This is a genomic window from Devosia honganensis (assembly GCF_042648785.1).
Taxonomy (GTDB): Bacteria; Pseudomonadota; Alphaproteobacteria; order Rhizobiales; family Devosiaceae; genus Devosia; species Devosia honganensis.
The window spans coordinates 1070444-1088107 of sequence record NZ_JBHRYD010000001.1 but is presented as its reverse complement, the minus strand read 5'-3'; the positions used below and the strand labels follow the sequence as shown (position 1 = coordinate 1088107).

Here is a 17664-nt window from a genome sequence, read left to right as displayed (position 1 = left end):
GGGACGAAAAAGACCGGAGAAAACAATGAACAAGCGACGCATCCTTGTCGTGGACGACGACGCGGACCTGCGCCAGACCCTGGTGGAGCAGCTCCAGGGCGAGCCTGATTTCGACATTCTCCAGGCCGGGACGGCGGATGACGCGCTCAAGGCGGTGCGCGAGCAGAATATCGAGCTGGTCATCCTCGATGTGGGCCTGCCCGACATGGATGGGCGCGAGGCGGTCAGGCTGATGCGCGAGGAGGGCTATAAGAGCCCGGTGCTGATGCTGACCGGCCACGACACCGACGCCGACGAGATCAAGGGGTTCGAAGCGGGCGCCAATGACTACCTGACCAAGCCGTTCCGCTATCCGGTGCTGCTGGCCCGCATCCAGGCGGCGCTGCGCCAGCGCGACCAGAGCGAGGATGCGACCTTCACCATCGGCCAGTACAGCTTCCAGCCGGCGGCCAAGCTGCTCGAGACCAATGACGGCATCAAGGTGCGGCTGACCGACAAGGAAACCTCGATCCTCAAATATCTCTACCGGCAGGGTCCCAGGACCATCACCCGCGACGTGCTGCTCAAGGAGGTCTGGGGCTACAACAACCGCGTCACCACCCATACGCTGGAGACCCATATCTACCGGCTGCGCCAGAAGATCGAGCGCGATCCCTCCAATGCGCGGCTGCTGGTGACCGAGGATGGCGGCTATCGCCTCGTGCCCTGAAGCCGGGACAAGCGGGACAAAACGGTTCATTCCTGCGGCGAACTGACTTATAGCTTGCAGCCGATGCCGCCTGCGCCATGCGGGTGGCGCAGCCGCATGCGGGTCCGGGGCTCATGAGAATGGACGATGCGGCCGGGGTTCTGGCCCGGGCCGATTTCTTCGACATCTGCGACGACGAGCAATTGCGCATGCTGGGCTTTGCCGGCGACCGCCGGCATTTTCCCGCCGACGCCGTCATCTACCAGGCCGGCGAGGTCCCCCCCGGCGCCTATGTGCTGATCGAGGGCACGGTCAGGGCCAGGCATGAAGGCGCCGAAGCGGGCAAGCCCTATGCGCTGAGCGAGCCGGGCAGCGTGCTCTCCCCCACCGCGCTGATCCTCGACAAGCCCCGTCCGGTGACCTTCACCGCCGTCACCGATTGCGACCTGCTCTTCGTGCCGCGCACCGCCTTCCTCAAGCTGGCCCGCCAGTCCCCCGAGCTGGCCCAGCGCGCCGCCCAGCGCATCGAGCAGAATCTGGGACGCTACATGCACGCGCTCGAGCCGCTGCGCAGCCGCCTGCGCGGAGCGTAGCGCGACCCTCTCAGGGCCGCACGAAACGGGCGATGACGGGCACGTGGTCCGACGGTTTGTCGGTCCAGCCGCGGGCGGGCTTGATGATTTCGGCGCCGATGGAGCGCTCGGCGATGTCGGCGGTGGACCAGATATGGTCCAGGCGCCGGCCCCGGTCCGATTTCTCCCAGTTGAGGCCGCGATAGCTCCACCAGCTATAGAGCTTCTGGTCATAGGGCACGTGCTTGCGCACCAGGTCGACCCAGCCATGGCCTCCCGTCAGCAGGGCATTGAGCGCCTCGGTCTCGACGGGCGTGTGGCTGACCACCTTGAGCAGCTGCCTGTGGCTCCAGACGTCGTTTTCGTGCGGGGCGATGTTGAAGTCGCCGGCGATGAGCTGGGCGCGCTGGAAGACCGGCTCGGCGAACCAGGTCCTGAGCTCTTCGAGAAAGCCCAGCTTATGCTTGAATTTCGGGTTGACCAGCGGGTCGGGCTCGTCGCCGCCGGCGGGAATGTAGAAATTGTGCAGAGTGAAGGGGCCGTGGCCCAGATCGGTCAGCGCCGAGACGTGGCGCGATTCGGGGATTTCGCAGAAGACGCGGCTCGAAATGTCGGTGAGGGGGAATTTCGAGACGATGGCGACGCCGTGATAGCCTTTTTGCCCGTGCACGGCCATGTGCGGATAGCCGGCCTCGATGAAGGCATTGCGCGGAAACTGGTCGTTGGTGCACTTGATTTCCTGCAGCATCAGCACGTCCGGCCGGTATTGGGCGAGGAAATCCAGCACCATGGGCAGGCGCAGGCGAATCGAGTTGATGTTCCAGGTGACGATGGACTGGGTCATGGCTTCCGGAGGAGATGGCGGATGGGGCTTGCCCCTGTTATCGCCAAGCGGGCGGCGGGGGTAAAGCCGGAACTGACGGGCCATGAAAAAGCCCGGCGCGATGGCCGGGCTTCGATATGGCGCGCAAAGGGGGCCGGACTATTCGCTCTTGGCCTCGGTCTCGGCGGCGGCGGCCTCCTGCTCGGCTGCGGCAGCAGCAGCGGCGGCTTCGGCGTCCTTGGCGGCCTGTTCGGCGGCGAAGGCCTCGGCGGCAGCGATCTTTTCGGCTTCGCGCGCCTCGCGGGCGGCCTGGGCGGCTTCGCGCTCGCCGGCCTCGATCTTGCGGGTGCGGGCATTGGTCGATTCGAAGATACGGGCCGACTTGCCGCGGCGGTCGCGCAGGTAATAGAGCTTGGCGCGCCGCACCTTGCCGCGCTTGATCACCTCGATCGAGGCGATATTGGGCGAGTAGATCGGGAATACGCGTTCCACGCCCTCGCCATAGGAAATCTTGCGGACGGTGAAGTTTTCCTGGATGCCGCCGCCGGAGCGGGCGATCACCACGCCTTCATAGGCCTGCAGGCGTTCCTTTTCGCCTTCGCGGATCTTGACCCAGACCTTGACGGTATCGCCATGGCTGAACTGGGGGATTTCGCGCTGGGCGGCAAGGTCGGCGAGCTGCTCGGCTTCGAGCTGCTGAATGATATTGCTCATGATTTCGATCCGTTCTGATCTTTTCGCTGGAGCGACTCTTACGGGCCATCTGGGCCCCGTCGCCCGGTCTTGGTTGGTAACGGAGGGCAGTCTTCTTGTTCTTGACGCGGCGCCGGTCCGAACGCCGGACGCGCAACTGCGCGGCTCATAGGCGAAAACCGCGCGGGAGTCCAGTGTTTCCGGCCGTTAGGGGGAAGGATCGTCGGGCAGGAGATCGGGCCGCCGCTCGCGGGTCAGCGCCAGCGACTGCTCGTGCCGCCAGCGGGCGATGCGGCCGTGGTCGCCCGAAATCAGCACGTCGGGGATGGCGCGCCCCTCGAAGCTCTGGGGCCGGGTATAATGCGGATATTCCAGCAGGCCCGCCTCGAAGCTTTCCTCGCGCCGGCTCTCGGGCGCCCCCAGCACGCCGGGGATCAGGCGCACCACCGCTTCCAGCAGCACCATGGCGGCCACCTCGCCGCCGGCCAGCACATAATCGCCGATGGAAATCTCCTCGAGCCCGCGCGCCTCGATCACCCGCTGGTCCACCCCCTCGAAACGGCCGCAGACGATCACCGCGCCGGGGCCTTCGGCCAGCTCATGGGCGCGGGCCTGGGTCAGCCTGCGGCCGCGCGGCGACATCAGCAGGCGCGGGCGCGGATCGTTCCGGGGCGACACGGCGTCGATGGCCCGGGCCAGCACGTCGGGCTTGAGCACCATGCCGGCGCCGCCCCCCGAGGGGGTGTCGTCCACGGTGCGGTGGCGATCAGGGGCGAAATCGCGCAATTGCGTGGTCCGCAGCCGCCACAATCCCGCCTCGAGCCCGCGCCCCAGCACCGAAGCGCCCAGCGGGCCGGGAAACAGCTCGGGAAACAGGGTGACGATGTCGGCGGAAAAGCTCAATTGCGCTCTTCCCCGCCGGGCTCGGTCTCGAGCGGCGGCACGATGACCAGATAGCCCTCCTCGATATGGACGGCCGGCACCACTGCCCGGGTGAAGGGCAAGAGGAAGGTGTCGCCGGAGCGCGGGTCGCGGATCTCGATCAGGTCCCCGGCGCCGTAATTGGGCACGGCGATCACCTGCCCGATGCTGACGCCGCTTTCGAGCCGCGCATCGAGCCCGATCAGGTCGGCATGGTAGAAATCGTCCTCGTCCTCGATGGCGGGCAGCCGGTCGCGGTCGATATAGAGCGAGACGCCGTTGAGCGCTTCGGCGGCGTTGCGGTCGCTGATGCCCGCGAGCCGGGCGATCAGTACGTTCTTGCTGCGCCGGGCCGCGGCGATGGTGATGACGAGGCCGGGGCGGTCGGTCTCCAGCGGCCCATAGGCGGCGATGGCGGTGGGGTCCTGGGTGTGGGAGACGAGCCGCACCTCGCCCCTGATGCCGTGCGCGGCGCCGATCTTGCCCAGCAGGATGCGGTTGGTCTGGTCAGCCATCTCGTCTCGCCCGGTGTTCCCGCGCTCCATAGCAGGCCATGGGGGAAGCGCAAATAGGCCGGTTGCGCCGCAGCCGCTCCATGCGGGGCGCGCCGCGGTTTTCCGGCACGGAACCTTGCATGGCTTCGCCGCTTTCTCAAGCAGGGCCAGCATGGAGGCAATAATGTCCCGCATACTCACCGATCGCCAGGAGATCCGCCAATGGGCCGCGGCAAGGGGCGGCAATCCCGTCCTGATGGAGGTGCCCGACGGCAGCCGCTCGCGCACCATATTGCAGCTCGCCTTCGGGCAGGACGCGCTCAATGCCGATGGCAATGAGGGGCCGGACCGGATCGATGGCTTTCAGCTGGTGAGCTGGGAGGAATGGTTCGTGGCGCTCGAAAACGGCCGCCTGGCGCTGATGGTCTCGGACGACCCCGCGGGCGGCAACGAGGCCGAATACAGCTTTATCGACCGCGATTAGAGCGTCGGACCGAAAAGCGTATTCGCGGTTTTCAGCACATCCGATGCGCAGACAAGGAGCTGGAGCGGCAGTCTGCGCTCGATGGAACGCACGCCGCTCTAATCGCTCAGTCGCGCTCCTCGGCCTCCGCCGCGGCCTCGATGGCTTCCATCTCCTCGTCCGAGAAGCCGAAATGATGGCCCAATTCGTGGATCAGCACATGGGTGATGACCTCGCCCAGCGTGTTGTCGTCGTGCTCGGCCCAATAGTCGAGAATGGCGCGGCGATAGAGGAAGACGGTGTTGGGCAATTGCCCGGTCTGGGGCACGGCGCCGTCCTCGGTCATGCCGATGCCGGAAAACAGCCCCATCAATTCGAAGGGGCTGTCCATGCCGAAACCCTCGAGCACGTCGTCCTCGGCGAACTCGGCCACCGAGCAGGTGACCTCGGCGGCCAGCGACTTGAACGGCTCGGGCAGCTCGGCCAGGGCCTTCGAGGCCATGGTCTCGAAGTCGTCGAGCGTCGGGGCGTAGAGTCCCGACCAGGAGGCGCCGGTCACTTCCACTCGCGAATATCGACGAAATGGCCGGCGATGGCGGCGGCGGCGGCCATGGCGGGCGAGACCAGATGGGTCCGACCCTTGAAACCCTGGCGGCCCTCGAAATTGCGGTTCGAGGTCGAGGCGCAGCGCTCCTCGGGCTTGAGCTTGTCCGGGTTCATGGCCAGGCACATCGAGCAGCCCGGCTCGCGCCATTCGAAGCCGGCATTCTTGAAGATGGCGTCGAGCCCCTCCTGCTCGGCCTGTTCCTTGACCAGGCCGGAGCCCGGCACCACCATGGCCGAGATGTGGGAGGCGATCTTGCGGTCGCCGATCATGGCGGCGGCGGCGCGCAAATCCTCGATGCGGCCATTGGTGCACGAGCCGATGAAGACGCGGTCGAGCTTGATGTCGGTCATCTTGGTGCCGGGCTTGAGGCCCATATAGTCCAGGGCCCGCCATTTGGAGGCGCGCTTGGTCTCGTCGGCGATGGCGTAGGGATCGGGCACCGCGCCCTGGATCGAGACCACGTCCTCGGGCGAGGAGCCCCAGGAGACGATGGGCGGCAGATTGGCCGCATCGAGCACCACGACCTTGTCGAAATGGGCGCCCTCGTCCGAATAGAGCGTCTTCCAATAGTCGAGCGCCATGTCCCAGGCGGCGCCCTTGGGGGCGCGCGGGCGGCCCTTCACATAGGCGAAGGTCTTTTCGTCCGGGGCGATGAGGCCGGCGCGGGCGCCCCCCTCGATGGTCATGTTGCACACCGTCATGCGGCCTTCCATCGAGAGCGAGCGGATGGCCTCGCCGGCGAACTCGATCACATGGCCGTTGCCGCCGGCGGTGCCGGTTTCCCCGATGATGGCGAGGATGATGTCCTTGGCGGTGACCCCGGGGGGCAATTGCCCGTCGACGCGCACCAGCATGTTCTTGGCCTTTTGCTGGATCAGCGTCTGGGTGGCCAGCACATGCTCGACTTCCGAGGTGCCGATGCCGTGCGCCAGGGCGCCGAAGGCGCCGTGGGTGGAGGTATGGCTGTCGCCGCATACGATGGTCATGCCGGGCAGGGTGAAGCCCTGTTCGGGGCCGACGATGTGCACGATGCCCTGGCGCTTGTCGAAGGCGTCGTAATATTCGATGCCGAATTCGCTGGTGTTCTCGGCCAGCGCCGCGATCTGGGTGGCGCTCTCGGGGTCCGGATTGGGCAGGGAGCGGTCGGTGGTGGGCACGTTGTGGTCGACCACGGCCAGGGTGCGCTCGGGATGGCGCACCGTGCGGCCGTTCATGCGCAGGCCCTCGAAGGCCTGGGGGCTGGTGACCTCGTGCACCAGATGCCGGTCGATATAGAGCAGGCTCGTGCCGTCCTCGTTGTTCTGGACCAGATGGTCGTCCCAGATCTTGTCGTAGAGCGTGCGGGCCTTGGTCATCTTCATCTTCCAGGGGCAGGAATGAAACTTTTGAGCGGTTCTAATCCCAAGCCGGGGCGGTGGTCAAGCACAACCGTACTCTCGGGTACGGTTGCCGGAGGCGGGCCTAGCCGCTTTCGGCCGCGCGCGGAGGGCGGATGGAAAGGACGCCGAAAAGGCTGGTATCGAGGCCGATCCGCTGCCGGCACCACAGCGCGATGCCGATCTGGGCGAGGATGCGGGCCGTCATATTGACGGCGGCGGCGCCCACTACGCCGAAAAACGGGATGGCCGCGATCTGGACCAGCAGCCCGAGGCCCATGGTGATGCCGAAAATCACCACATAGGGCCGCTCGTGCCCGGTCATCATCATCACGATCTTGGAGGGGCCGGTCGCCGCGTCGAACAACAGGCCGAAGGAGAGCAGCACCAGCACCAGCCAGCCCCCGGCATAGTCGGGGCCGAAAAGCCCCAGCACGGCGTCGCCGAAGCCGGCGAACAGGGCGAAGACGGCGAGCGAGAAGATGAAGCCGGCCCAGGAGCACAGCGCCACCACCGCCTGGGCCTGGCGCATATTGCCGGCGTGATAGTGTTCGGCCACCATGGGCGCGATCACCAGTTCGATGGCGAAGGTGAACAGCGTCATCAGCCCGGCGGTGCGGAAGGCGTTGAAATACAGCCCCGAGCTTTCGAGGTCGAGCATCAGCCCCACCAGGATCACGTCGGCATTGAGCGCAACGGTCTCGATCAGCGCGCCCAGCAGCAGCCAGCGGCTGAGCCCGCCCCAGCGGTGCCAATGCGCCCGCATCGGAGCGATTTCGGGCAGGATGGCATAGCCCCGCCGCATGGCCGTCCACATCTGCAGCGCCAGCGCGCCCAGCAGCAGGGCGGCCGCCAGCACCAGCGCGTCGGGGCCGCTGAGCACGATGCCGGCGGCGAACAGCAGCAGCACCAGCACCGGCAGCGCCAGGCGCCAGCCAATGTCGCGCGGCAGCAGCGCCGTCCACAGCGAGCCCTGGGCGCGCAGGGCCGAGGAATTGTACTCGGCCAGCGCCAGGGGCAGAACGATGATGGCGGCGGCATAGAAATGGCTGACCGTCTCGCCGGCGGGGAGAAAGGGCCGGGCGGCGAAGGCCAGCAGGCACAGCAGCGCCGCCACCGCGAGGCTGGCGCCGATGGTGACGCCCGATCCGGCGGCGATGGCATGGCGCGCCCCCGCCTCGTCGCCCTTGCCGCGCCGTTCCGACCAGAGGCGCAGCACCGCCAGGGGCTGGCCGGCCCCCGCCAATATGGCCAGGATCGTCGCCAGCGCCAGGCCGAAGGCGAAATGGCCGTATTCGTCGGGGGTCTGGGTGCGCGAGAGCACCACATAGGTGAGATAGGTGAGCCCGGCCGTCGCCACCTTGATGCCGAGCGAGCCGAAGGAGCGCCAGAGCCCGGTGCGCAACAGGGCGCTGAGATCGCCTGGAATGATGAGCCGTCTGGGCATGCCTGGTTACGGCTCTCCGTTTCCCTCGTCCGCGCGCAACCGCGCATCACCGGTCATCCTCTCATGACGGTCTCAAGAAGCCCTTACCGGAACGGTGCGGGAAACATTATATTTCGGTAAGGTGTCGTTCCCGCTCCTCAATGGCGGAAATGGCGCATCCCGGTCATCACCATGGCGATGCCGGCGGCGTCGGCGGCGGCGATCACCTCGTCGTCGCGCATGGAGCCGCCCGGCTGGATCACCGCCGTGGCCCCGGCCGCGACCAGCGCCTCGAGCCCGTCGGCAAAGGGGAAGAAGGCATCCGAGGCGACGACCGAGCCCTGGGTCAGCGCCCCCTCGATCCCGGCCGCCTCGGCGGCGTCGATCGACTTGCGGTGGGCGACGCGGGCCGAATCCACCCGGCTCATCTGCCCGGCGCCGATGCCGGCGGTGGCGCCGTCCTTCACATAGACGATGGCGTTGGACTTGACGTGCTTGGCCACCTTGGCGGCGAGCTTGAGGTCCACCAGCTCCCGCTCGGTGGGCTGGCGCCTCGTGACCACCTTCAATTCGCAATCGTCGACATTGCGGTTGTCGCGGCCCTGGACCAGGAGCCCCCCCGCCACCGATTTCACCGTCAGCCCGCTTTCCTTGGGGTCGGCGACGCCGCCGGTCAGCAGCAGGCGCAGATTCTTCTTGGCGGCGATGATCGCCTGCGCTTCGGGCGTCGCGGCCGGCGCGACGATCACCTCGGTGAACACCTTGACGATTTCGGCGGCGGTCTCGGCGTCGATCTCGCGATTGGTGGCGACGATGCCGCCAAAGGCCGAGACCGGATCGGTGCGCAGCGCCTTGCGATAGGCGGTGGCCAAATCGGCGGCCACGGCGACGCCGCAGGGATTGGCGTGCTTGATGATGGCGACGGCTGCGGCGGCTTCCGGGTCGAATTCGCACACCAGCTCGAAGGCGGCGTCGGTATCGTTGATATTGTTGTAGGAGAGCGTCTTGCCCTGCACCTGCGTGGCGGTGGCGACGCCGGGACGGGCATCGCCGGTCTTGTAGAAGGCGGCCCATTGATGCGGGTTCTCGCCATAGCGCATCACTTCGCTCAGCGTGCCGGCGAAGCTGCGCCAGCTCACGTCCTCGAAGCCGATTTCCCCCGCGAACCAGGAGGCGATGGCGCTGTCATAGGCGGCGGTGCGGGCATAGGCCTTGGCGGCGAGCCGCTGGCGTAATTCGAAGGGGATGCCGCCATCGCGGACGGCCTCGAGAATGGCGGGATAGTCGGCCGGGTCGACCACCACGGTGACGAAGGCGTGGTTCTTGGCGGCGGAGCGCACCATGGCCGGGCCGCCGATATCGATGTTCTCGATGATCTGTTCATAGGAGGCGCCCGAGGCCACGGTCTTTTCGAACGGGTAGAGATTGACCGCCACCAGATCGATGGGGCCGATCCCATGCGCGTCCATCGCCGCCTGATGCTCTTGGTTGTCGCGCACCGACAGCAGCCCGCCATGCACCTTGGGATGCAGGGTCTTGACGCGCCCGTCCATCATTTCGGGAAAGCCGGTGAGCTCGGAAATCTCGCGCACGGCAAGGCCCGCCTCGCGGATCAGCCGATGGGTGCCGCCGGTCGAGACCAGCTCCACCCCTGCCCCGGCGAGCCCGGCGGCGAACTCCGCCATGCCCGATTTGTCGAAAACCGAAAGCAGTGCCCGCCCGACCTTAACCGTCTTGCCCATAATTCGCGTCTCGCCGTGGAGTGAAGGAGGAAATGCGAGCGCTCGCTAGCACGAAGCGGGCCCCAGGCCAATCGCTTTGCCGCGCCGGCGCAGGGTTGTGATGATCGATGCAGGGGCCTATGGCTGCTCGAGCGTGAAGATCCAGGCCACTTCCCGGCCCGCCTCGGCCGCCGCTTCGAGCACCAGTTGCCGCGTGCGGTGGAAGCCGAGATAGGCCGATTGGCGCACGCTGTCCTCCTCGTGGAACTGCGCGCCTTCCCACAGAAAGCTCCACACCGTGCCATTGGGCAGGACCAGCCGCGCCATGCCCTCGCTGCCGGCGCGGCGCACGGCGATGCCCGGCCCCAGATGGAAGCGGATGGCGAGCTGCCCGCGCGGCGCGCCGCGGGCGAGGATGCGGTCCTGTCCCACCAGGGTGGTGCCGTCCGCGAGCAGGGTCAGCCGCCGCTCGATCTCGGCGCCGAAGCGGGGGGCATAGCCGGCGCTGGTCATGGCCAGCATGTGCTCGGCCGTGTCGAGGGTCATGGGCGGGATCGGCGCGCCTGCGCGCCCGCTGCGCGCCGTCATGTCCTCGTCGTCGAGCGTGGGTGCCGAATGGGCGATGCCCTGGCGGAAAAGCTCGCGCCCGGAGACGAGGTCGGAGGGGGCCGGCCCGCAACTGCCCACGATGAGCTCGTTGCCATGGGCGAATTCGAAGGCGAGCGCGCCGGCATGGGCCTCGCCGTCGAGCCCCGGGGGCGGGGGCAGGCCGCAATCGGCGATCACCACGGTTTCGCCGGCCCGCAGCACGCCATAGCCGCCCAGCAGGCGCGAGCGCCGCGTCGCGCCCGGGCCATTGGCCTGCACCGCCACCAGCACGTCGTGGGGCAATTGTCCGCAGCCGTTGAAATAGACCGGTTCGCCGCTCGACAGCGTCAGCGCGTCGAGCGCCTCGTGCATGCGGTCGATGCGGTTGGCCAGTTCGGCGGCGACGGGGCTGCCGTGCCGGCCCAGGGCGCGCCTGAGGCTCGCCAGCTCCACCAGCAGCGCCAGTTGCAGCTTCGGATTGCGCGACAGGTGCAGCCCCTCGCCGTCGAGCTGGCGGGCGAGGACTGCGTCGAGCCGGGCCACGTAAGGGTCGATTTCGGGCACGTCGCCGATATCGCACAATTCGGCGCCCAGCAGCCCGATGGCGGCGAACAGCGTCTCCACCGGATCGGCGGCCAGCGTGCCGCGCACCCTGAGGCTCTGCACCTGGGCGCCGAGGCTGCGCTGGATGGTGCGGGTCTGCTCGGGGGTGGCGCCATCGAGCAGCAGCGTCAGGTGCCGCAGCCAGTTGAGCACGCGCTGGGCGGTCAGCGTCAGCGTCCAGCTATCGGCCTCGAACTGGCCCTCGCGGCCGATCCAGTCGAGCACCAGGGTACGGGCGAAGAGCCTTTCGCCCGGATCGCGGCAGTCGCGGAAATGCCGCAGCCAGGAAAAGCTGTGCAGATTGTTCCACCAGTCGGGATGGTCGACATCGAGGGAAAAGGGGGAGGCGCCGCCGGTCTCGAACAGTTTTGAGGCCAGCAGGTAGCGCCCCTGCATCATCTCGCGCACCGCTTCGCGGTCGGCGGGGCGGAAATCGGGCAGGTCGCCGGCAAAGGCGTGGTCGGCCTGGCCGCGCCAGGTCCAGCGCAGCAGCGGCATGGTCACGAGCGAATCGGCAAGGCCGAGCGCCAGCCGGCGGCCCGTCCGCGTCAGCCCCGCGCTCACGATCCGTCCCTCCCTTCTGGCGGGAGGGCGGCTTGCCTGCCGATCATGCTCGCTCTCACCGGTTGGATCCTCATTGGCGCCGCGCCATGCGGCTTGCTGGCCAAGCCCTTAACCCGTTCGCCGGAATCGCGCCACGAAGAACCCGTCCATCCCCGCATTTCCCCGGCCCAGCCGCATGGAAGGGTGGGTGCGGACGTAACCTTCCCGGGTCACCGCCCCATCGAGCCCGGGCAGCGCCTCCGGGGCGATGGGCAGGCGTTCGAGCCCGGGCAGGGCATGCAGGGCCCAGTCCGCCTGCGCCTCGCCTTCCTCCGGCTCCAGCGAACAGACGCAGTAGATCAGCGTGCCGCCTACCGCAAGACAGCGCAGCGCATTGGCCAGCAGCGTCCGCTGTAGCTGCACCCGGCCGGCAATGTCCTCGGCGGATCGATGCCAGAGCACTTCGGGATGGCGGCGGAAAGTGCCGGTGGCCGAGCAGGGCGCGTCGAGCAGCACCCCGTCGAACAGGGTGGCGGGGGCGAAATTGCCGGCATCGGCCTCGACGATGTCGGGCCGGTAGCCCAGCCGGTCCATATTGGCGCGCAGCCGCTCGAGCCGGCGCGCATCGTTGTCGAGCGCGGTTACCCGGTAGCCGGCCTTGAGCAATTGCGCGGTCTTGCCGCCCGGGGCGGCGCACAGGTCGAGCACGGCGCTGCCGGCGGGCAGCTCCATGAAGCGGGCGGGCAGGGCGGCGGCGACATCCTGCACCCACCAGCGGCCCTCGGCGTAGAAAGGCAGGGCGTCCACCGGGCGGTCGCGCCGTTCCAGCCGCACGCTGTCGGCGATGAGCGGTTCGGCGTCCAGCACCGCCGCGAGATCGTCCCCGTCGTCGCGCAGCGTCAGGTCGAGCGGCGCGCCGGCGAGAAGGGCTTCGGCAAAGCCCTGCAGCGCGGCCTCGCCATAGGCCTCGCCCCAGCTCCGGCGGAACCGGGCCGGCAGCAGCAGCGCCTCGTCCAGGGTGCCGTAGCGGGCGGAGCCGGCCTGCGCCCGGCGCAGCACCGCGTTCATCAGCCCCGCCAGGTGCCGGGCCTTGCCGTCGCGCTTGGTCGCCTCGACGGCGAGGAAGAGGGCGCTGTGGGCGCCCAGATCGGGCAGGAACACCAATTGCGCCAGCGACAGGCGCAGCAGGGCCTCGAAACTGCCCGAGCGCGGCGGCAGGCCCTTGTCGAGCAGTTCGGCCAGCATGGCGTCGATCTGGCCGTGGCGCCGCAGGGCGGTGGTGATGAGGCGGTTGGCCAGGGCCCGGTCGCGGCCATCGGCCAGGTCTTCCGGTCCCAGGGGCGAAAAATGCTCGCCGCCCAGCACGGCCTTGAGCCGCCGGGCGGCGGCGAGGCGGAGCTTCAGTCCCGCCGGTTCGGTGCGTTGCGTCACGTCGTCAACCCTGCTGCCCGCCCGTCCCGAAACGGGGTAGGGCCGTTGCTATCCCCAGGGGCCGCTGGCCCCGCCATCGCCGCGACCGGCGCTGGGCACGCGCCAGCCGCCGCCATTGCGGGAGGCGCCAACGGGAGCGCGGGGGCCGGGGCGCGGCGCGGGCTCCTTATCGTCCAGGCGCATCTCGGCCGCAAGCCTGCGCAGCGCCTCGATGCGGTTGCCGGTGTCGGGATGGGTGGAAAACAGATTGTCCATGCGCGCGCCGCTGAGCGGATTGACGATATACATATGCGCCATGGCCGGATTGCGCTCGGCGGCCATGTTGACCTGCCTTCCGGCGCCATTGGCGATCTTGGCCAGCGCCGAGGCGAGGGCCAGCGGGTCGCCCGAGATCGTCGCGCCGTCCTTGTCGGCTTCGTATTCGCGCGTCCGGCTAACCGCCATCTGCACGATCATGGCGGCGACGGGCGCGAGGAACACCATCAGCAGCGCGCCGATGCCGCCCAGGGGGTTGTCGCGATTATTGCCGCCGCCGAAGAACAGGCCGAACTGCGCCAGCGCCGAAATGGCGCCGGCCAGCGTCGCGGTGATGGTCATGGTCAGCGTGTCGCGGTTCTTGATATGGGCCAGCTCGTGCGCCACCACGCCGGCCACCTCGCGGGTGTCGAGCTGGCGCAGCAGGCCCGAGGACACCGCCACGGCGGCATTGGCCGGGTCGCGGCCGGTGGCGAAGGCATTGGGCTGGTCGGTCTCGATCACATAGACGGCCGGAGTGGGGATGCCGGCGCGCCGGGACAGCACGTCCACCATGTCGTGCAGTTCGGGGGCGCGCGAGCGCTCGACCGGCACCGCGTTCTGCATGCGCAGCACCAGCTTGTCCGAGTTCCAATAGGCGAACAGATTGGTCGCCGCGGCGAAGATCAGCGCGACGATCATGCCGCCGGTGCCGCCGATGAAATAGCCCACCGCCATGAACAGGGCCGTCATCCCGGCGAGCAGGACGAAGGTGCGGAGGGTGTTGAACATGCGCGAACCCCTTGGGTTGGATCTTTCCAGCAACTATGTTGTGCGTGGCGCGGTTCCGCGCAAGCATGGATGACTCAATTGTAATATCGGGGCGGAAAGATGAACGAGAACGATGCGGGCCAGCCCGGGACCGGGGTATCTGGAAAGCTGTCGCCGGCCGCCCGGCGGGCGCTGGCCGAAGCCGAGGCGCGCCGCGCCGCCATCGATGCGGCCACCGCCGATGCGCCCCCCGAAAAAGGCGGCCGCGGCGGGCTCGAGCCGGGCCGTTACGGCGACTGGGAAATCAAGGGCCTGACCAGCGATTTCTAGCGCCTTTCACTGTCAGGCGGATCAGCCCCTTCGCCTCCCTCCCCCTTGAGGGGAGGGATCGAGGGCGGGGGTTGGGGAATATCCGGGAGTCCGCTTGATTCATCGAGAATATCAATGGAGCGGAACCCCCTCCCCTCGAGGGGGGAGTGTTTACAATGGGCTGCTGGCACAATTTATCCCCCACACCGGGCTTCCCTCGGGCTTGACCCGAGGGCCTCTGTCCACGTGCAAGAAACTCGGGTTTCGGGGCTCCCAGGCCGGCCCTCGGGTCGAGCCCGAGGGCAGCACAGCGTTGGTGTGGGCAATAACGATCGAACCAGAAGCGTCCAAAGTAAACACTCCCCCTCAAGGGGGAGGGAAGCGAAGGAGCCAGCTTCACGGATAAGGGAACGCCGCTACCCCAGAATGTCGGTGATGTTGTAGCCCGCCGCCGAGACGGCGAAGGTGGTCGCCACGGTGATGATGGCCGCGATCAGCGCGTATTCGACCGGGGTGACCCCCTGCTGGTTCCGGACGAAATTCACGAGGCGACGCAGCATGGACCAAACCTGGTTGGGGGACGGAAGAACTGGGCCGCACCCTGCCAAAAAGAATCTGAACGCCAGGTGAATGGGTCAGCTTCGTGCCTTTTCGATGGCCGGCAGCAATTCCTCGACGATGGCGCGCGGGGTCAATGGCCCCACATGCTTGTAGACGATCACGCCTTCCGCATCGACGAGGAAGGTTTCGGGCACGCCATAGACCCCCCAGTCGATGGAGACGCGCCGGTCGCGGTCGGCGCCCACCGCGTCATAGGGATTGCCCAGCTCGGCCAGGAATGCCCGGGCGTTTTCCGGCGCGTCGGAATGATTGATGCCGAACAGGCGCACCCCGCTATCGGCCTTGAGGGCCTCGAGCAGGGGATGCTCGTCGCGGCAGGGGATGCACCAGCTGGCGAAGACGTTGACCACGGTGGGCTCGCCGGCCAGCGTCGCGGTCTCGAAGCCGGGCACGTCCAGCCCCTCGACCGGGGCCAGGGCGAAGCGCGGCGCCGGCTTGTCGATCAGCACCGAGCGCACCAGGCTCGAATCGCGGTCGATGGTGAAGGCGAAGACCGCGACCAGGGCCACGAGGGCGATGAGCGGCAGGGCGAAGAAGGCGTAACGCATCAGCGGCTTTTGGGATCGGAGAGGGCCTCGAGCCGGGCGCTGGTGCGGCGGCCGTCGAACACGGTCCACAGGACCAGGGCGGCGACGCCCAGGAAGACGCCGGCATAGGCCAGGACGATGAAGGCGGCGTGCTGCCCCAGCTCGATCATCGGGCGTCCCCCCGCGCCGCGCGGCGCTCCAGCGTCATCACCCTTCGGCGGCGGATCTCGGTATGCATGGCCACCAGTTGCAGCGTGGCGAACAGGAAGGTGAAGGCGAAGAACATCAGGAACAGCGGCAGCAGGATCGAGAAGGGCATTTTCGGCCCCTCGGGGGTGAAGACGCTGGCCGGCTGGTGCAGCGTCGACCACCAGTCCACCGAGAACTTGATGATGGGCACGTTGATGGCGCCCACCAGGGTGAAGGCGGCCACCACCCGGGCGGCGCGCAACTGGTCGTCGAAGGCGCGCCACAGCGCCACGATCCCCAGATAGATGAACAGCAGGATCAGGGTCGAGGTCATGCGCCCGTCCCATTCCCAGAACGTGCCCCAGGTGGGCCGCCCCCACATCGAGCCGGTGAACAGCGCCATGGCGGTGAAGGCGGCGCCCATGGGGGCGGCGGCCTTCATCGAGACGTCGGCCAGGGGATGGCGCCAGACCAGCGTGCCCAGCGCCGAAACGGCCATGGTGGCGTAGATGAACTGCCCCAGCCAGGCGGTGGGGACGTGCACATACATGATGCGCACCGTGTCGCCCATCTGGTAGTCCGCCGGAGAGGCGAAGAAGGCGAACCACAGGCCGGCCAGGAACAGCGCCAGGGTCAGGATGGCCAGGGGCCAGATCAGCGGGCGCGTCCAGGCCATGAACTGCCCGGGATGGGCCAGCCGGTTCCACCAGCTCATTTTGGGTGTGGTCTCGATGGTCATAGCGGGGCTCTACTCTTCCCCCCAGCCTATCGCAAGCGCGGACGCAAAGGGAGAGAGCGCCAGCGCCATGAGACTGAGTGCCGCAAGAAACAGCATGGCGGCAGCGGCCTGGTCGGGTCCGCCCAGCGGCGAAATGGCCCCGACCCCGAAGATCAGCACGGGCACAGAGAGCGGGGCGATGAGGATGGGCGCTAGCAGCCCGCCGCGCCGCGTGGCCGCGGTTACCGCCGCGCCGAACGTGCCGAAGGCGGCCAGCGCCGGGGTGCCCAGCGCCAGCGAGGCCAGGGTGCGCCAGAAGGTCGGCTCGTCCATGGCCAGGATCATGGCGAGGAAGGGCGAGGCGAGGATGAGCGGCAGGGCGGCGGTCAGCCAGTGGGCGATCACTTTTGCGGCAATGGCGGCGGCAAGCGGCAATTCGGCCAGCCGGTAGAGGGTCAGCGTGCCGTCCTCGCGGTCGGGCCGGAACAGCCGGTCCAGCCCCAGCAGCATCGAGAGGAAGGCGGCGATCCAGACGATGCCGGGGGCGATGCGCGCCAGCAATTGCCGGTCCGGCCCCACCGCGAAGGGCACGATGGCGCCTACGATGACGAAGAACAGCACCAGGGTCAGCATGTCGCTGCCCCCGGCAAGGGCGAGGCGCAATTCCCGCCTCAGGACGCTGCGAAAGCCGCTCATGCCGCGCCCCCCAGGGTGAGAGTGGCCAGTCCATCGGCGGCGATGGCGTCGTGGGTGGCGATCACAGCCAGCCCGCCCGCGGCGAAATGCTCCTCCAGCAGACTGCCGAGCAGCGCCTGTCCCTCGGCATCGAGCGCGGCGCTGGGCTCGTCCAGCAGCCAGAGCGGGCGGCGCGACACCAGCAGCCGCGCCAGCGCCAGGCGCCGCTGCTGGCCGGCCGAGAGATAGGCGGCGTCGAGCCGGGCGAGCCGGCCCAGCCCGACGCGCTCCAGCGCCGCCCCGGCCGGCATGCCCGTGGCGCCGTTGATGGCGGCCCAGAATTTCAGCGTCTCGGCCACGCCCAGCCGGGCGCGGACGGCGTTGCGGTGCCCGCAATGGTGGAGGATTTTCCCCGCTTCGGGGTCGTGGCCCTCGATCTCGATCGTGCCGGCCAGCGGCGGCAGCAGGCCGGCCAGGGTGAGCAGCAGGGTGGACTTGCCGGCCCCGTTGGGGCCGCGCAGCAGCAGGCCCGTGCCCGGCGCCACCGCGAGGGCGAGGTTTCGGGCCAGCACCATGCCGCCCCGCCCGCAGGCGAGGTCCGAGGTTCTGAGGAAAAGCCGTGGAAAGACTTGCCGTTGCGTCATGGCCCCATCTCGTATTGAACCCAAGGC

General features: G+C 68.3%; 21 protein-coding genes. 4 read left to right on the top strand and 17 right to left on the bottom strand.

The window, feature by feature from the left end:
* Positions 1–25 precede the first annotated feature (25 nt).
* On the top strand, positions 26–709 hold the full coding sequence (locus tag ACFOOL_RS05200) for a response regulator transcription factor (RefSeq protein ID WP_380095509.1): 684 nt from the start codon (positions 26–28) through the stop codon (positions 707–709).
* A gap of 119 nt (positions 710–828) precedes the next feature.
* Positions 829–1281, top strand: a complete 453-nt coding sequence (locus ACFOOL_RS05195; protein ID WP_380095507.1) for a Crp/Fnr family transcriptional regulator — start codon at positions 829–831, stop codon at positions 1279–1281.
* 10 nt (positions 1282–1291) lie between these two features.
* Here ACFOOL_RS05195 and ACFOOL_RS05190 read toward each other — a convergent pair whose 3' ends face one another.
* From ACFOOL_RS05190 to rimM, 4 genes are all read right to left on the bottom strand, one after another.
* Positions 1292–2104 carry an exodeoxyribonuclease III gene (locus tag ACFOOL_RS05190; RefSeq protein ID WP_380095505.1) on the bottom strand — a complete coding sequence of 271 codons (813 nt, stop codon included), beginning with the start codon at positions 2102–2104 and terminating at the stop codon, positions 1292–1294.
* 138 nt (positions 2105–2242) lie between these two features.
* Complete coding sequence (gene rplS, locus ACFOOL_RS05185) at positions 2243–2797, bottom strand: 50S ribosomal protein L19 (protein ID WP_380095503.1); 555 nt, start codon at positions 2795–2797, stop codon at positions 2243–2245.
* A 186-nt stretch (positions 2798–2983) separates the two neighbouring features.
* A complete protein-coding gene (gene trmD / locus ACFOOL_RS05180; RefSeq protein WP_380095501.1) occupies positions 2984–3679 on the bottom strand; it encodes a tRNA (guanosine(37)-N1)-methyltransferase TrmD in 696 nt (231 codons plus the stop codon).
* Positions 3676–4212, bottom strand: coding sequence for a ribosome maturation factor RimM (gene rimM / locus ACFOOL_RS05175; protein WP_380095499.1), 537 nt, complete (start codon positions 4210–4212; stop codon positions 3676–3678). Before rimM ends, trmD begins: the two co-directional genes overlap by 4 nt.
* A 163-nt stretch (positions 4213–4375) precedes the next feature.
* Here rimM and ACFOOL_RS05170 point away from each other — a divergent pair, with 163 nt between their 5' ends.
* Positions 4376–4675: a hypothetical protein gene (locus ACFOOL_RS05170; protein WP_380095497.1), complete on the top strand. Its 300-nt coding sequence runs from the start codon at positions 4376–4378 to the stop codon at positions 4673–4675.
* 106 nt (positions 4676–4781) lie between these two features.
* Here ACFOOL_RS05170 and ACFOOL_RS05165 read toward each other — a convergent pair whose 3' ends face one another.
* The 7 genes from ACFOOL_RS05165 to htpX form a co-directional block, all read right to left on the bottom strand.
* Complete coding sequence (locus tag ACFOOL_RS05165) at positions 4782–5156, bottom strand: metallopeptidase family protein (RefSeq protein ID WP_380095923.1); 375 nt, start codon at positions 5154–5156, stop codon at positions 4782–4784.
* 53 nt (positions 5157–5209) lie between these two features.
* Positions 5210–6616, bottom strand: coding sequence for a 3-isopropylmalate dehydratase large subunit (gene leuC / locus ACFOOL_RS05160; protein WP_380095495.1), 1407 nt, complete (start codon positions 6614–6616; stop codon positions 5210–5212).
* A 106-nt stretch (positions 6617–6722) separates the two neighbouring features.
* The gene (locus ACFOOL_RS05155; protein ID WP_380095494.1) at positions 6723–8084 is read right to left on the bottom strand and encodes a lipopolysaccharide biosynthesis protein; all 1362 of its coding nucleotides are present in this window, start codon (positions 8082–8084) and stop codon (positions 6723–6725) included.
* 137 nt (positions 8085–8221) lie between these two features.
* Positions 8222–9805 (bottom strand): bifunctional phosphoribosylaminoimidazolecarboxamide formyltransferase/IMP cyclohydrolase, encoded by a 1584-nt coding sequence (gene purH, locus ACFOOL_RS05150; protein ID WP_380095492.1) that lies wholly within the window; start codon positions 9803–9805, stop codon positions 8222–8224.
* A gap of 117 nt (positions 9806–9922) precedes the next feature.
* Entirely contained in the window at positions 9923–11539 is a 1617-nt protein-coding gene (locus ACFOOL_RS05145) for a heparinase II/III family protein (RefSeq protein ID WP_380095490.1), read from the bottom strand.
* Between the two features lie 108 nt (positions 11540–11647).
* Positions 11648–12949: an RsmB/NOP family class I SAM-dependent RNA methyltransferase gene (locus ACFOOL_RS05140; protein ID WP_380095488.1), complete on the bottom strand. Its 1302-nt coding sequence runs from the start codon at positions 12947–12949 to the stop codon at positions 11648–11650.
* Positions 12950–12997: 48 nt separating this feature from the next.
* Positions 12998–13975, bottom strand: coding sequence for a zinc metalloprotease HtpX (htpX, locus tag ACFOOL_RS05135; protein WP_380095486.1), 978 nt, complete (start codon positions 13973–13975; stop codon positions 12998–13000).
* Positions 13976–14074: 99 nt separating this feature from the next.
* Between htpX and ACFOOL_RS05130 the strand changes: the two genes are divergently transcribed.
* On the top strand, positions 14075–14284 hold the full coding sequence (locus ACFOOL_RS05130; RefSeq protein ID WP_380095484.1) for a DUF1674 domain-containing protein: 210 nt from the start codon (positions 14075–14077) through the stop codon (positions 14282–14284).
* A 395-nt stretch (positions 14285–14679) separates the two neighbouring features.
* Here the strand turns inward: ACFOOL_RS05130 and ACFOOL_RS05125 are convergent, their stop codons facing one another.
* The 6 genes from ACFOOL_RS05125 to ccmA form a co-directional block, all read right to left on the bottom strand.
* On the bottom strand, positions 14680–14823 hold the full coding sequence (locus ACFOOL_RS05125; RefSeq protein ID WP_380095482.1) for a Flp family type IVb pilin: 144 nt from the start codon (positions 14821–14823) through the stop codon (positions 14680–14682).
* Between the two features lie 75 nt (positions 14824–14898).
* Positions 14899–15432 carry a DsbE family thiol:disulfide interchange protein gene (locus ACFOOL_RS05120; RefSeq protein ID WP_380095480.1) on the bottom strand — a complete coding sequence of 178 codons (534 nt, stop codon included), beginning with the start codon at positions 15430–15432 and terminating at the stop codon, positions 14899–14901.
* The gene (ccmD, locus tag ACFOOL_RS05115; protein ID WP_380095479.1) at positions 15432–15581 is read right to left on the bottom strand and encodes a heme exporter protein CcmD; all 150 of its coding nucleotides are present in this window, start codon (positions 15579–15581) and stop codon (positions 15432–15434) included. The genes ACFOOL_RS05120 and ccmD overlap by 1 nt, the downstream gene beginning before the upstream one ends.
* On the bottom strand, positions 15578–16339 hold the full coding sequence (gene ccmC, locus ACFOOL_RS05110) for a heme ABC transporter permease CcmC (protein ID WP_380095477.1): 762 nt from the start codon (positions 16337–16339) through the stop codon (positions 15578–15580). The genes ccmD and ccmC overlap by 4 nt, the downstream gene beginning before the upstream one ends.
* A gap of 9 nt (positions 16340–16348) precedes the next feature.
* Positions 16349–17014, bottom strand: coding sequence for a heme exporter protein CcmB (gene ccmB, locus ACFOOL_RS05105; protein WP_380095475.1), 666 nt, complete (start codon positions 17012–17014; stop codon positions 16349–16351).
* Positions 17011–17637 carry a heme ABC exporter ATP-binding protein CcmA gene (gene ccmA, locus ACFOOL_RS05100; RefSeq protein WP_380095473.1) on the bottom strand — a complete coding sequence of 209 codons (627 nt, stop codon included), beginning with the start codon at positions 17635–17637 and terminating at the stop codon, positions 17011–17013. The genes ccmB and ccmA overlap by 4 nt, the downstream gene beginning before the upstream one ends.
* Positions 17638–17664: the final 27 nt, after the last annotated feature.